Annotated in this window: 11 protein-coding genes; 5 read left to right on the top strand and 6 right to left on the bottom strand. The window is 48.2% G+C overall.

All coding sequences use genetic code 11. The features are described 5' to 3' along the window. Nucleotides 1-39: 39 nt before the first annotated feature. Nucleotides 40-1,899: a TonB-dependent receptor gene (locus tag AQULUS_RS10590; protein WP_172622836.1), complete on the top strand. Its 1,860-nt coding sequence runs from the start codon at nt 40-42 to the stop codon at nt 1,897-1,899. A 170-nt stretch (nt 1,900-2,069) separates the two neighbouring features. Beyond that, nucleotides 2,070-3,959 (top strand): AAA family ATPase, encoded by a 1,890-nt coding sequence (locus AQULUS_RS10595; RefSeq protein WP_148340113.1) that lies wholly within the window; start codon nt 2,070-2,072, stop codon nt 3,957-3,959. Here AQULUS_RS10595 and AQULUS_RS10600 read toward each other — a convergent pair. After that, nucleotides 3,924-4,478, bottom strand: a complete 555-nt coding sequence (locus AQULUS_RS10600; protein WP_172622837.1) for a cytochrome b — start codon at nt 4,476-4,478, stop codon at nt 3,924-3,926. The two genes, AQULUS_RS10595 and AQULUS_RS10600, sit on opposite strands and share 36 nt — an antisense overlap. Before the next feature lie 197 nt (nt 4,479-4,675). Continuing rightward, nucleotides 4,676-5,149: a hypothetical protein gene (locus tag AQULUS_RS10605; protein ID WP_148340115.1), complete on the bottom strand. Its 474-nt coding sequence runs from the start codon at nt 5,147-5,149 to the stop codon at nt 4,676-4,678. A gap of 116 nt (nt 5,150-5,265) precedes the next feature. Between AQULUS_RS10605 and AQULUS_RS10610 the strand changes: the two genes are divergently transcribed. Next, complete coding sequence (locus AQULUS_RS10610) at nt 5,266-5,949, top strand: alpha/beta hydrolase (RefSeq protein WP_148340116.1); 684 nt, start codon at nt 5,266-5,268, stop codon at nt 5,947-5,949. A gap of 62 nt (nt 5,950-6,011) precedes the next feature. On the opposite strand, the gene AQULUS_RS10615 is transcribed toward AQULUS_RS10610, so the two are convergent. The 3 genes from AQULUS_RS10615 to glyQ form a co-directional block, all read right to left on the bottom strand. Then, complete coding sequence (locus AQULUS_RS10615) at nt 6,012-6,614, bottom strand: outer membrane beta-barrel protein (protein WP_172622838.1); 603 nt, start codon at nt 6,612-6,614, stop codon at nt 6,012-6,014. 65 nt (nt 6,615-6,679) lie between these two features. Next, nucleotides 6,680-8,764, bottom strand: a complete 2,085-nt coding sequence (gene glyS / locus AQULUS_RS10620) for a glycine--tRNA ligase subunit beta (protein ID WP_148340118.1) — start codon at nt 8,762-8,764, stop codon at nt 6,680-6,682. Beyond that, on the bottom strand, nt 8,761-9,696 hold the full coding sequence (gene glyQ / locus AQULUS_RS10625) for a glycine--tRNA ligase subunit alpha (RefSeq protein ID WP_148340119.1): 936 nt from the start codon (nt 9,694-9,696) through the stop codon (nt 8,761-8,763). The genes glyS and glyQ overlap by 4 nt, the downstream gene beginning before the upstream one ends. A 204-nt stretch (nt 9,697-9,900) precedes the next feature. Here glyQ and AQULUS_RS10630 point away from each other — a divergent pair, with 204 nt between their 5' ends. Beyond that, nucleotides 9,901-11,943, top strand: coding sequence for a M3 family metallopeptidase (locus AQULUS_RS10630; protein ID WP_148340120.1), 2,043 nt, complete (start codon nt 9,901-9,903; stop codon nt 11,941-11,943). A 39-nt stretch (nt 11,944-11,982) separates the two neighbouring features. Here AQULUS_RS10630 and AQULUS_RS10635 read toward each other — a convergent pair whose 3' ends face one another. Further along, nucleotides 11,983-12,981 (bottom strand): hypothetical protein, encoded by a 999-nt coding sequence (locus tag AQULUS_RS10635; protein ID WP_148340121.1) that lies wholly within the window; start codon nt 12,979-12,981, stop codon nt 11,983-11,985. A gap of 166 nt (nt 12,982-13,147) precedes the next feature. Here AQULUS_RS10635 and AQULUS_RS10640 point away from each other — a divergent pair, with 166 nt between their 5' ends. Next, on the top strand, nt 13,148-14,575 hold the full coding sequence (locus tag AQULUS_RS10640; RefSeq protein ID WP_148340122.1) for a peptide MFS transporter: 1,428 nt from the start codon (nt 13,148-13,150) through the stop codon (nt 14,573-14,575). Nucleotides 14,576-14,577 lie beyond the last annotated feature (2 nt).

The following is a 14,577-nucleotide window of genomic DNA, read 5'->3' on the forward strand; positions in this document are numbered from 1 at the left end:
AGCATGCGCGCCTGTTTTTTATTTTTATGTGTTTTGACCATGAATGCTGTCCATGCTGACAGCGAAAAGGCTGTGATACCCGACGCCAGAATCACACTGGCAAAAAAACCATCTGGAACGTCCACATCAGGGCCGCAGCAAATCATCTCCAGATCGATGCTGTCCGCAGCCGGTATGACAACGCTTTCCCAGGCATTGAAAAGCTTGGGTGGATTACAATTACATGACACTACCGGGACCAATAATCAGGTTTTGCTGAGCATGCGCGGATTCGGGGCCAACGCCGGAAACAATACCTTGTTACTTATTAATGGAATTCCCATTAACAATCCTGACATGGCGCCGCCGGATCTTAACCTCATCCCAATAAGCGAAATTGAATTCATCAGGATTATTTTTGGCAGCGAGAGCGTGCTATATGGCGACCAGGCGGTAGGAGGCGTGATCGACGTCGCCACACGCGGCCAAGCCGAACAAGCCATGATGCTTTCGTGCAACGCCGGCAGTTATGACCAGCGCGACTGTTTGGCATCAGTTCGTTATCAGGCCTTTCGTTTGAACCTGGGATCCATGCACACGGATAACTACCGGCAGCGCAACCGCGCCGATCAGCGCATTCTCAGCGGCAGCATTCATGAAGATTACTCCCGCGGCCGCCTGGATATGAATTTCCATCTGGCCAGGAACAATATGCAATATCCCGGAGCCCTGAGTGCCGCCCAAGTCAGACAAAACCGCAGACAAGCCGTCAACGACACTGACTTTTTCAATAACTCTAATGTTCTGGTTCATGCCGCGCAGCAATATGCACTGACCCCGGACTGGCTCTTTACCACGGATCTCGCAATAAGACAAATGAATGGAAACGGCACCCTGACTTCGCCTTTCACACAATTTCGCGATCTCTTTTTTCTGAAGCCCCAGACAATGGTCACGCGCGGAAACGTGACGTTCACCTCTGGAGCGGACTTGCAGAAAGACCGTTATCAACTGAACACACAATTCGGAACAACAAATGACCGCTTGCAAAAATATGGCTTGTTTTCACTTGTCAATTTCACTCCGCGCCCGCAGTTCGCCTTTTCCGCCGGCGCCCGCGCCGCCATGCAATCAAGCCGTCTCTCATCGCTGCCAGATCAGGACACTCGCAACCGTGCCGCGGCCACTACCCTGGGCGGAACCTATCAACCCGCCAGTGATCTTGCGTTTTACTTGCGGCGAGCGGAAAGTTTTCGATTTCCCAATGCGGACGAAATCGCATCGACGCCGCCCGGTGTCACAGGCCTGAAAACGCAACGCGGCACAGCATATGAAACAGGCGTGGAAATGACGAGAGAAAAATACACCGGCAAGATGGAATTTTATCTGTTGACGCTAAAAGATGAAATCATGTTTGATCCCTTTCAAACACCGCAGCAGCCTTTTGGAACAAACACAAACCTGGATCCCACCACGAGACGCGGGATGAGGCTGTCGGGCGAGTATCATTTCAATAACCGTCTCACGCTGGATGCCCAATATCATTATGTCAACGCACGCTTTCAAAGCGGTCTCTATAAAGGCAAACGGATTCCCCTCGTATCTGAAAATTTTTTTCGGACAGGCGTTCATGAAGTCCTGTCACCGCACTGGAGTGTTTATCTGGAAACAGTTTATACCGGGAATCAATATGCCGACAGTGACAATGCCAACACGGCTGGCGCAACTGGCGGATATACGCTATTAAACGCCAATCTGCGTTTTGAATACGCGCAATTTGCCGCGGCATTGCATGCCAATAATATTTTCAACAAAAATTATTATCTGTACACAATTTATCAGACCACGATGCAAACTGAATTTTTTTATCCCGCGCCTGACAGGAACCTGATCTTGACCATGAGTTATACATTTAAATAACAACAGCCTCATCTTGAAGGCATTCATTTCCCTCAACCCAGACTATGGATTAATCATACTCGACGTTTGGAAGATGTTTGCAGAGATATTCAAGCTTCATAACCACTGGCTTATTCAATGGTTGTATAGTAGATTTTCTTTCATCAAGCCAAAATAAAAGGACGCCACGCATGGCTACGGCTAACAAGGATCTCATTTTTTCTCAATATGGATATAATATTTCATATAACAAGATCAAAAAAAACACCCCCATTCCTTTCAGGGAACATGATAAATTTCACTTGATTGTCGATATTTTAAGCCGTAAAGCTTCACACCATGCGATTTTATCTGCCGACTTTCCCGCCCATCTGCATGTTTATTTTCTTACCGCGCTGGGCCTTCATCTTAACCAGGATATTATCCCTCATACGCTTCGCGGCGCAGACTTGATTTATCTGGATGTCAAAAACCTTTTGTTAATGAAGAACAATTCAAAAGCCGTTGAGCAGGATTTTCAAAGTTTCAGTCAGACACTGGACACTTGTGAAAAATGCACATTGCTTGTTTTATCCGATCTGCGGTTACTCCAGACTAACCAACAGGGGTCTGAACTTAAGTTGCTCCCGGCTCTGGATATTCTGTTAGCACACCCGAAGTGCCGGGTCATGGCGTTTCTGGACTCCCAAAATGAACATATCAGCGCGGATGTTGATCCCTCATTCGATTATGTTCGTGTAGAAGGCCCTTCAGCGGCAGATATCACCGCCATTCTCAAGATGGAACGCGCGGAACTTGAAAATTACCATCATGTTGTCATACCCGAAGAACTGCCTGGTTACGCCTACTCTCTGGCTGAACGCTATCTGAGCACCACTCACACGCTAGAAAAAACCTTATTATTATTGGACAGCAGCGCGGCTAGAGCCGCGATCACGGAACGGCCTGATTCTAATCCTCCATTAAAACCCGTCATGACCATGCTTACCCTGACTCAGGTATTGTCAGGATGGACCCGAATCCCTGCCGGTCATTTACAACTGCATAAATTCAAATACAGTGACTTCATCCAGGGAATGCAGCAAAATGTATTCGGCCAGGACGCAGCCATCGCGCTGTTAGGCCATGAATTGCAGCAATCACTGGCTCGCTTGCAGCAACACAGCGGACCCTTTTGCAGCCTTCTTTTCGCAGGATCAGAACATTCAGGCAAACACACTGCCGCCGTCGCACTCGCCAACCAGTTATTCAGACAGCCCAATGTGTTATATATCGCACAGCCTTGCGCCAGCGGTCTCTCGTCAATCATGGAATTAAAATTACAGAAGTACACGGATAAAACCAGTTTAAAATTGAAAGATCTGGTACGGCAAACGCCATACGCCATCGTTTTATATGAAAACATAGACGCTGCTTCACCGGTAACACTTGACGGATTGCAGGAAATTCTTGGCACAGGCCGTTTTCAGGATACAAATGGACAAACTTATAACTTTAGCCAGACCATCATCATTCTAACCACTGTCCTGGGCACAAATCTCTTGAATGAAATTGCCAAGACATTCGCCCCTGAGCCGGAATCCAACGACATGGATTTATTGCAGCTGGTCATGAGGGAGCAAAAACATGAAACCCTGACATCTCATCATTATTCACCGCAGGAAATTGCTGACACTGTCCGCTGCTCCATTGCCAGTTACCTGCCCGCTTCATTGTGTCAATACTTGCATGTGATTCCCTTCCTTCCCCTGAGTGATGCCTCGATAGAACAAATCATGCGCTTGAAGCTGAAAGAATTAGGCAAAACACTGGATATTCGCTACGGAGTTGAATTAGGTTATGCGCCAGAAATCACCCGTTATCTCGTCAATGAGTTACAGAAAAAAGTGTCCGCCGATAACCAGCCCGCGGATATCGATGCCGTATTAAAACAATTATATTTCGCCGTTGAGCAAGCCGTTCTCAGTCAGGCTGACAACAAAAACCGCCCCAATCAATTATTTTTACAATTGAATGAGACGGGTGAAATCATGCGGTGCGACTGGTTATCGACGGCCCCTGCTAGGCAGCATGCGACGTAAGATATCATCTCTTTTGATAAAGTGATGATAGAGTGCTGCGATAATATGTATGCTGATTAACACTATCAGTACCACCGCCAGCGGCTCATGAACATATTCAAATGCCATCTTTGCCAATGGTTTATTCAACCCGATAGGAAGTCTTATGCTGATCCCATCCAGCACGGGCGGCTTTCCTCCCGCAACCGAACCCACAAGCCCGGACAATGGCATAATAATCAATCCCAGATATAACAATACATGCATGCTGCGCTCAGCCAGACGCTGCCAGGCCGGCGTCTGAAACGGTAATACCGGCTTGACGTTATATAAAGCCCAAAGAACTCTCAACAGCATCAAAACCAGTATGAGTACGCCTGTCAATTTATGTATGTTAATCATTTCCCCACGAAGAGTCTTATCGGATACATCACCCATTACAAAACCTAATATGAGCATCCCGGCAACGAGCAGGAAAATGATCCAGTGCAAAAGCTGAGAAATACTGCCGTAGTAAGTTGTTGTATTTTTAACACCCATACCAAACCAATCCTTGTACTTTAGATATCGGTCAACCTGAGCTTGCGCCAAAACAATCATGAAACACACGTCTAGTGATTTATCACAAGATCAGCAAAGCTGTGGTATCACGATTTGAATCAATACCTGAAAGACTCCCGCATATGGCAAAAAGGCAGGACGTATGTCCTGCCTCTGCATATGGTACCTGTGCCAGATTACGGATTAGAAGTATACGTAATAACCGTTGCAGTTGCAGTTGAGCCGCAATCTGTCGGAGAAAATGGCGTTGTTCCTCCATTGGAGAAGTGATTGTTGGTTGCCAGCTTGGAATACAAGAGTGGGCAGACACCTGATGGAACGTTGCCGATATCAATTGTATAAGTTGTATCCGTAACACCGCCGATCGTGATGGCTTCACCCCACGGAGTTGTCAAGCCGCCGCCCGGAAGCAAGGGAGTAAGACCACTGTTTGAAATAATGGAAGCGGTGTAAGAACCTTTTGCCTGCGCAAGACTATCTGCGGCAGAAACGATACCTTGAACTTGCTGAAGTATGGCATTCGCCTGCTGAGAAGAACTGGCAGACTGATAGTACCGGACTGACATAACGATAATCATTGCCGCAATCGCCAATACCAGCATGACTTCAAGCAAGGTGACACCCAGCATCGATTTGTAAAATCTTTTCATAATAACTCCCTTCCCTTTTTATGTAAGCCCTGAAATACACAGAAGATGAATTTAATTCAAACTAAGTGTTTATTATGTTATTTTTCAGATCCATTAAGCAAGCGGATTTATCAAAGATGCCTATTAAAAATGAAAACACCCTGCCTTGTATTGAAATCAATCCGGCTGGAACCGCAACCCGAAGCGTGATCTGGCTGCATGGTCTTGGCGCAGATGGGAATGATTTTGTTCCTCTTGTTCCCGAATTAAATTTACCATCCAATGCAAATATGCGCTTTATTTTTCCACATGCACCCGTCATTCCAGTCACACTGAATAATGGATTTGAAATGCGGGCCTGGTATGACATTTACGGCATCAGTCTTACTGCAAAAATTGATCATCCTGGCATAAAGCAATCCATAGTATCCATTGAGCAGCTGATCGCCAGAGAAACGGATCGCGGGATCCCTGTCAATGCCATTTATCTTGCAGGGTTTTCACAAGGAGCGGCAATTGCGTTAATGACCGGTCTATCCCATGCACAACCCCTGGCCGGCATCATCGCCTTGTCAGGCTACCTGCCTTCCGCCGATGGGCTGCATCAAAGAAGCGGCGCACCCAGTCTGCAAACACCTATTTTTCTTGCTCACGGCACAAAAGACCCTATTGTTCCGTATGCGCTGGGCGAATTAACACGCGATATGCTGCTCAAGGCGGGATACATTGTTGAGTGGCACAGTTATCCCATGCAGCATTCTGTCTGCGCACAGGAAGTTGAAGATATCAGCCTGTGGTTACAAAAAACGATTAACTATTAAAAGAGTGGAGAAGCACCGCCCCGGGACACGACATACTATCCGTATCCCAGGCCCATGCGGCATCAAACAAACAGGAAGGAGATACCCAGGCTGTATAAATCTTCAGTTCCGCTGCTGCTGCTTCCCTGCGCACGCTGCCATTGAGCAACGACAGCGAGTTCGGGTGTAAAATAGATCTGGCCGCCCACACCCATGTAAACACCAGTAGAACTATGCGATCCTCCGCCTATCCCCAGAGCATCCGCCGTCGCGTTATCCGAGATATTAACGTGTGAAACGATGCGCTGCGCGCCCAGCTTGGCGAAAGCTTCCACACCCGAATCGGCGATTGGCAGTATTCCGCGCGCAGCGATGTCATAAGAATAATGATCAACATTAGCTGCCGTCGTACTGTTTTCACCAGTGATTTTAGTGCTGGGATAACGGCTATAACCTATTTCAACCGCGGCGTAAGGCATGAATTTATAGCCCAGGTTTCCATTTCCACCTATGCCAGATGAACTGGATGAACCGGGATAATTGGTATTCGATAAGTGAGCAGATCCGCCATTGACTTCAAGATACCAGCCATTGGGCGCAGACATTTCTGTGGCTGCAGCCGGCGCGGCAATGGAAACAGCCGCCAATCCGCTGAAAAGTGACAATAACAAACGTTTGCCCTGCATGAACATTCCTCCCTTGTCATATATGGGAATTAGTATAGCTATACACCCCAATTCATGGAAACAGTTTATTGCAAAAGCGCAATATCTGCTACCTGTAAAAACAGCGCGCGCAGTTTACTCAATAACAGAATTCGATTTTCACGCCTAGGCTTGTCTTCCGTCATCACCATGACTTGATCAAAAAAATCATCCACCGGTTTACGCAGTTCGGCCAGCTGCAACAAGACTTCATCATATTTGCCTGATTGTGACAGCTGCGCAACCACTTTGCTCTTGGCTTCCAATTGCCGCGCCAGTTCCTGTTCGGCGGAATTCTCGAAATATTGCGGATCAATAGCCTGAGCATCAATCATATCAACATATTTGGAGAGAATATTGCTCACGCGTTTGTTGGCAATACTCAAGGTTTCTGCTTCACTCAGTTTTTTGAACGCCTGGACCGCCTTGATGCGCTCGTGAATATCGAGCGGGTCAGCGATCCCCAGCGCGGCCACGGAAGCGAAAACATCCGCCATGATCCCCTGCTCCTGATACCAGGAACGCATTCTTTCCTGTATAAAACCCAGCACCTGAGTAACAGTATCCTTGTTTGGCAAAGGCATGGCGAATCCGGCCGTTGCGACTTCCAGCGCTTCCCTAAGATCCAGTCTGATATTTTTTTCAACCAGAATGCGGATCACACCTAGTGCCGCGCGCCGCAACCCAAAGGGATCCTTATCGCCGGTAGGAATCTGATTGATGCCAAACGCGCCCGCCAGACTGTCCAGGCGGTCAGCCAGCGCGAGCGCTTGCCCGCCCGGCGTCCCGGGCAAATCATCACCGGAAAATCTTGGCATGTATTGTTCCTTCATTGCCTCTGCGACGGCATCGGGCAAGCCGTCGTGACGCGCATAGTAATACCCCATCACACCCTGAAGCTCGGGAAACTCGCCCACCATGCTTGTCGTCAGGTCTGTTTTGGCCAGCAGTCCGGCTCGCGCCGCCATGGCAGCATCTGCATGCATTTTTTCCGCTATGAATGCCGCAAGCCTGCTTATGCGTTCAGCCTTGTCATACAGCGTACCCAATTTCGCCTGAAACACGATGCCTTTAAGGCGTTCTATACGTGACTCCAGACTCTCCTTTTTATCTGTTGAATAAAAGAACGCCGCATCAGCGAGTCGCGCGCGCAAAACGCGTTCATTTCCATGGATAACGCGTTTGGGGTCATGACTTTTGATATTGCTGATGGCGACAAAGTGCGGCAGTAATTTTTCGTCGCTGCCCGCCACTGGAAAGTAACGCTGATGGTCTTGCATGGATGAAATCAAGACTTCCGGGGGCAGAGCGAGAAATTCCTTGTCGAAACTTCCAATCAATGCCACAGGAAACTCCACCAGCCCTGTCACTTCATCCAGCAAGTCGTGATCAATCAATGCCGAGGCATGAAATGTAAACGCCAATTCCACGCTTGCGCGCGCCGCATTCAGGATTTCGCTGCGGCGGGATTCAAAATCGGCAATCACATAGGCTTCATCACGCATTAATGCCTCATATTCCGCCGCATGCAGCAGAGTAAACCAGTCAGGCGCGTGAAAACGATGCCCGCGCGTCATACGGCCGGCTGGATAACCCAAAATCGTGCCTTCTATGACCTTGTCGCCGTACAACATCATCACTGAGTGTATAGGCCGGGCAAATTGCGCATCTTTTTCACCCCAGCGCATGCGCCTGGGGATAGGCAGTGTCAGCGCAGCCTGCTCCGCAATTTCCGGCATGAGCTCAGCCACCGATTTGCCTGGCATTTTTTTTGTGTAACTAACCCACTCGCCCTGCGGAGTAACGGTTTTTGTCAATTCTTCCGGCGCCACACCGCATGAGCGCGCGAACCCCGCGCAAGCCGGAGTTGGCTTGCCATCCGCCGTAAATGCCGCGCTGACCGCGGGGCCTCTGCGCTCAACCACCTGGTCAGGCTGCGTCGCAGCCAAGTCTTTCACAAATACCGCCAGCCGCCGCGGTGTCGCAAAAAACTTAATGTCGTCGAATTCAAGGCCTGCTTTGTGCAAGCGCTCAGAAATCTGCTGGCAAAAGCCCTCACCCAGCTTCAAAATGGATTTTGAGGGTAATTCTTCAGTATGAATTTCAATGAGAAAATCTTCATGTTTTTTCATGAGGCAGGACTCTTGTTTTCTTTCAAAAGCGGAAACCCTAATGCTTCCCGCGCCAGGTAGTAGCTTTCCGCCACTGCTTTAGCCAGACGGCGTATTTTTAAAATATGGTGCTGACGCTCGGTCACAGAAATCGCGCCGCGCGCGTCAAGCAAATTAAACGTATGCGAAGCCTTTAACACCATTTCGTATGCTGGCAGCGGCAACCCTGCCTCAATCAAGCGCAGGCTTTCGTTTTCATAGAAATGAAAATGTTTGAACAAGGCATCAACATCGGCAAATTCAAAGTTATATTTTGAGAATTCCACTTCGGACTGCAGGCATACATCGCCATAAGTCACGATACCTTGCGGCCCGCTGCTCCAGATCAAGTCATAGATATTATCAATACCCTGCAATGCCATCGCCAGCCGTTCCAGTCCATATGTAATTTCCCCGGTCACCGGTTTGCACTCCAGGCCGCCAACCTGCTGAAAATAAGTGAACTGGGTCACTTCCATGCCATTCAGCCACACTTCCCAGCCCAAACCCCAGGCTCCCAGCGTGGGAGATTCCCAGTTATCTTCCACAAAGCGTATATCATCAACCAGTGTATCCACGCCCAGCATGCGCAATGAGTCCAGGTACAAATCCTGTATATCCGCAGGTGAAGGTTTCAAAATAACCTGAAATTGGTGATGGCGCTGGACGCGGTTCGGGTTTTCGCCATATCGCCCGTCAGTAGGCCGGCGACTGGGTTGAACATAAGCGGCACGCCAGGGTTCGGGGCCAATTGCGCCCAAAAAACTCGCTGTGTGAAAAGTGCCCGCTCCCACTTCCATATCCACCGGCTGCATGATCACACAACCCTGTCCGCCCCAATACGCTTGTAACGCGGCAATCAAGCCCTGAAACGTTTTGACATCAAATGTATGATTTTTTTGAGATTGATCCATGTACTTACCGCCCTCTTGAATAGCGGCTGATTATAGCACTCTTGTTCGATATTTGGAGATGGTATTCTATATATAGGGATATAGGGACATTTGGAGCAACGGGACAGGCAGGCGGCAAGGTGTTATCCAGGTCGTTAGCCTTGCCACAGAGCGACCTTTTTGATTTCTGATCACGAAAATTCACGAACAAGAGAATATCTAGCAATGATCGAATCCATTAAACAAGATATGCTGCCGCGATTTTCAGAAATCCGGCCTGAAAATATAATCACGCTGGTTCAGCAGGCCATAGATTCAAACAGACGGCAACTGACAGGATTACTCACTCAGCCAGGCCCTTTTCATTGGGAAACCCTGATGCAGCCAATGGAAGAAATGAGCGATGAGTTAAATCGAATCTGGTCCGCGATTTCACATCTGCACGCAGTCATGGAATCCGAGGATTTGCGCAAGGCGTATAATGAAGCACAGCCTCTGATTACCGCCTATCACACGGAATTATCACAAAATGAAGCGCTCTATCGCGCTATCGCTTCCATTAAAACCGGCCCGGAATTTGACAATCTGAATCCCGCCCAGCGGAAAATCATTGAAAATGATATCCGTGACTTCAAATTGGCCGGCATTCATTTGCCTGCAGATAAAAAATCCCGCGTCGCCGAATTACATCAGCAGCTTAGCCGGCTGACAACGCGGTTTTCGGAAAACTTGTTAGATGCGACACATGGCTGGATCCTGCCCGTCACAGACACTGATTTGCTCGCAGGACTGCCGGAGCAAGCCTTACAGCTGGCCGCTGATAATGCAAAACAGCGCGGATTATCGGGCTACGTTTTCACTCTGGATTATCCCTCTTATTCCACCGCGTTAAAATTTCTGCACAATCGCGACCTGCGGAAAACGTTATACGAAGCTTATGTCACGCGGGCATCAGACCGGGGCCCGGATGCGGGAAAATGGGACAATAGCGCGGTCATGGATGAAATTCTGAAAATCCGCCATGAAATGGCACAGCTTGTGGGATTTAATAATTTCGCCGAATATTCCCTCGCCACAAAAATGGCCAAAACTCCCGATGAAGTTCTCAGCTTCTTGCACGATCTCCTTAACCGCAGCAAACCCATTGCCCAGTCAGAATACCAGACTGTTCTGGCGCTTGCGCAAAAAGATGGCTTGTCCACACTGGAAACCTGGGACATGGCATATTATTCGGAAAAACTGCGGAAGTCGACATTTGACTATTCCCAGGAAGACTTACGTGTTTATTTTCCCATAGACACAGTGATGCACGGCATGTTCATACTGGTCAACAAACTTTATGGCATCACCATTAAAAAGGAAAACAACATCGATGTATGGCATCCACAAGCGCAATTTTTTTCAATTTACGATGACAAACAGACACTGCGCGGCGGATTCTACATCGACCTTTATGCGCGGCCGCATAAACGTGACGGCGCCTGGATGGATGAATGCCGGGTCAGACGTTTGAACGGCAAAGGCATTCAATATCCTGTGGCCTATCTGACCTGTAATTTCATGCCGCCCCTGGACAGCCAGCCTGCACTGCTCACGCATGATGATGTCCTGACATTGTTTCATGAATTCGGGCATTGCCTGCACCACATGCTAACCAAAGTCGATTATCCTTCCGTTTCCGGCATTAACGGCGTGCCTTGGGATGCCGTAGAATTCCCCAGTCAATTCATGGAAAATTATTGCTGGGAAAAAGAATCCCTGAACCTGATTTCGTCCCATTATCAGACTGGCGCACCCTTGCCAGACGAATTGTATCAAAAGATGATCGCGGCAAAACATTTTCAGACCGGGTTACAGATGGTCCGGCAAATTGAATTCTCATTGTTTGATTTCCGCATTCATCTTGAATACGACCCGGCCAAAGCCAATTTCATTCAAACCACCCTGAATGATGTGAGAAACAAGGCCGCCGTTGTCCGGGCTCCGGAATTCAACCGCTTTCAGCACAGTTTCGCGCATATTTTCGCCGGCGGTTACGCGGCAGGATATTACAGTTATAAATGGGCAGAAGTCCTTTCGTCCGACGCCTACGCACTGTTCGAAGAAAAAGGCATTTTTGACCGTGAGACCGGCCGCTCGTTTATGGAAAACATCCTTGAAATTGGCGGAGTGCGCGATCCGCTGGACTCCTTTATCGCATTTCGCGGACGCAAACCCCATATCGACGCCTTGTTAAGACAGAGCGGCATGACCGAGACACGATTTTAGAACGGATATCAATACCCTGGCTTGCGCCGGCTCCGTGCATTACCTTCTCCCGAATTCGGGATTCAACCTGAATTCGCCGGAAGATTCCGGGTTTTCCTGCACACGCTGCGGCTCGAACAAACGATACTTACACGCGAGCTTCACCGCTTCGGTTTTTTTATATTCTGCGTTCTCAAGCCCGCTCAAACTGGAATCCAGAAATAATCCGGCTGAACGACGGATTTTTTCTGCCTTTTGCCTGACAGACAAGTCTGCTCCCAGGATTTGCTGCAAAGCTGTCTTGAATAATTGGGAAAGGCTGGAAGAGTAAAATGACCAGTAATGATCTAAAAAACAGCTTGCCGAAATTTCCATTAATTTATCCTGGTATTGAGCGACCACATTCAAGGGCATGGATGCCGGGCGAATCAGAAAACAGCAAATCAGGCTGATGACTTCTTTTGGTAATCGGCCCAGATCAGAGTCCGGCTGGTTCGCACCCTGCACCAGTGCGACAGTTTGTTGCTGCGCTAGCAACTGGTGATATACCGCCTTCGCCTGATTGAGCCGCGCGTGCATTTTGTTATTCATAGGATGACTTAATTCGGGGTGACGCAATTCGATATCTAACCCCGCCGGACATTGTCCGCTTTCCAGCGCGTCCGCCAACTGTGGAATCCAGTATTTTAAAAATGCCTCCTTGGCATAGCGGTCACGCGCTTTACGACTTGAGAAATCAAAATAAATGATTAATTTAAAATCCGCGGGACATTTACCCGACTTAAGCGCATCCGCTATATATTTAAAATCCTGATTGGCATAATTGGAGATGTATAATTTTATAGTGGTTCTGTCAGGCAGGCGGCCGCATTCTATCAGTTTTGCGATCTGGCGCATGGCGGAATAATAAATTTTAAGATTGTTATCTACCCAGTCGTTTTCATGGTCAAACTCTTCCCTGTCAGATGGAAACAATTCGATAACCATCCCTTCCTGAGCCGCCCCGTCATAAACTGCTTGCTCAAATTCAAGAAACGCCTGATATCCGCGTACAATCATGCCTGCTCCTCGCTGCTTTTATTTATGGCCGGATTATATCCGCATATGTAATGATGGTCAATTATTGTTCACTCTCGCCGTCTGACGCCTCTCTCCATACTTGCCCCTGGTCTTTCTGAACGACATAATAACACCCCTTATTCATCATCATTGCGAAGGAAACAATATGGATGCTGCTCAGTCCCGTCATCCGAAGGTGCTGCCATTTCTATTTTTGACCGAAATGTGGGAACGCTTCGGGTTTTATGTGGCGCAAGGTTTGCTTGTCTTGTACATGACCCGTTTTTACGGTTTTTCAGATGATCTGAGCTATACCATTTCGGGTATTTTTGCAGGGCTGGTTTATATTTCACCCTTCATAGGCGGCTTCCTCGCAGACCGGATGCTGGGTTATCAAACTGCGATACTCTGGGGTGGTCTTTTTCTTGTTTTCGGGTATGCCTTGCTGGCGCTTTCTTCTCACGCAGCCCTGTTCTATCCGGCTCTTGCGACTATCATTATTGGAAACGGGCTTTTGAAACCCAACATCTCCAGCCTGCTTGGAACACAATATGCCACGGATGATCCGCGCCGTGACTCCGGATTCACCATCTTTTATATTGGCATCAATATAGGCGCGGCACTCTCCGGACTCTCGGGCTATGTAAAAAATGCGTTCGGCTGGCAAATCACATTCGCCCTGGCAAGCCTGGGCATGGTCATCGGCCTGATAACATTTCTTAATGGCATACGATTCATCAAAAACACCCAAACCTTAAAACCCGTCAGTTTCAGGCTGAAACTTCAACTGTTATTCTATTGCCTGCTCGCGATAGCCGGGGTAAGTCTGTTATTCAAGATTAATGTGCTTGCCAACTGGCTGCTGCCAGCAACCGGAATCATTCTGCTGGTTTTTCTCATTGTTCTCACCCTCCAGCAAAACGCGGAATACCGCAAGCGCATGATTGTGTTAAACACACTTATCATTTCATCCATCGTTTTCTGGATGCTGTTCCTGCAATTATTCAATTCCGCAAATCTTTACATAGACCGGCTTGTTGATAAAAACCTGTTTGGCTTGCAACTCACTACCACCGTATTTTATGCGTCTGAAAGTGTATTCATCATCCTGCTGGGTCCATTTTTCGCCTGGTCGTGGCAAACGCTGGCCCATAATAATAAAAATCCCTCGCCCATTACCAAATTCGTGTTGGGTATTTTTTGCGCCGGCCTTGGGTTTCTGGTGATGGGGATAAGCACCCATTTTTCAGATGCGGCCGGCTTGATCAATCCGCTCTGGATTTTTTTCGCTTACCTATTAATTACTATTGGTGAACTACTGCTGTCACCCATCGGCTTGTCAGCAGTTACGCTGCTTGCACCGCCCAACCTGATCGGCATGATGATGGGCATCTGGTTTGTTGCAACCGGATTTGGCGGTATATTTGCCGGATGGATTGCAAAATTGTCCAGTATTCCGGATGCCGCCGCCTCCACCGCCCAGAAACTGGCCATCTACCAGGCTGCGTTTTACGATTACGCTTATCTTGCATTCTTCATTGCAATCGCCCTTTTCTTCGTACAGATAGGCATGAAGAAAATCATGCGGACATGATT

Source organism: Aquicella siphonis, from assembly GCF_902459485.1.
In the GTDB taxonomy this organism is placed as follows: domain Bacteria; phylum Pseudomonadota; class Gammaproteobacteria; order DSM-16500; family DSM-16500; genus Aquicella; species Aquicella siphonis.

Excerpts from the sequence above, each read along its gene's own strand:
- glyS (WP_148340118.1), bottom strand. The coding sequence starts at position 8,764 with ATGAAAAAACATGAAGATTTTCTCATTGAAATTCATACTGAAGAATTA.
- glyQ (WP_148340119.1), bottom strand. The coding sequence starts at position 9,696 with ATGGATCAATCTCAAAAAAATCATACATTTGATGTCAAAACGTTTCAG.
- AQULUS_RS10595 (WP_148340113.1), top strand. The coding sequence starts at position 2,070 with ATGGCTACGGCTAACAAGGATCTCATTTTTTCTCAATATGGATATAAT.
- AQULUS_RS10630 (WP_148340120.1), top strand. The coding sequence starts at position 9,901 with ATGATCGAATCCATTAAACAAGATATGCTGCCGCGATTTTCAGAAATC.
- AQULUS_RS10600 (WP_172622837.1), bottom strand. The coding sequence starts at position 4,478 with ATGGGTGTTAAAAATACAACAACTTACTACGGCAGTATTTCTCAGCTT.
- AQULUS_RS10615 (WP_172622838.1), bottom strand. The coding sequence starts at position 6,614 with ATGCAGGGCAAACGTTTGTTATTGTCACTTTTCAGCGGATTGGCGGCT.
- AQULUS_RS10605 (WP_148340115.1), bottom strand. The coding sequence starts at position 5,149 with ATGAAAAGATTTTACAAATCGATGCTGGGTGTCACCTTGCTTGAAGTC.
- AQULUS_RS10590 (WP_172622836.1), top strand. The coding sequence starts at position 40 with ATGAATGCTGTCCATGCTGACAGCGAAAAGGCTGTGATACCCGACGCC.
- AQULUS_RS10610 (WP_148340116.1), top strand. The coding sequence starts at position 5,266 with ATGCCTATTAAAAATGAAAACACCCTGCCTTGTATTGAAATCAATCCG.
- AQULUS_RS10640 (WP_148340122.1), top strand. The coding sequence starts at position 13,148 with ATGGATGCTGCTCAGTCCCGTCATCCGAAGGTGCTGCCATTTCTATTT.
- AQULUS_RS10635 (WP_148340121.1), bottom strand. The coding sequence starts at position 12,981 with ATGATTGTACGCGGATATCAGGCGTTTCTTGAATTTGAGCAAGCAGTT.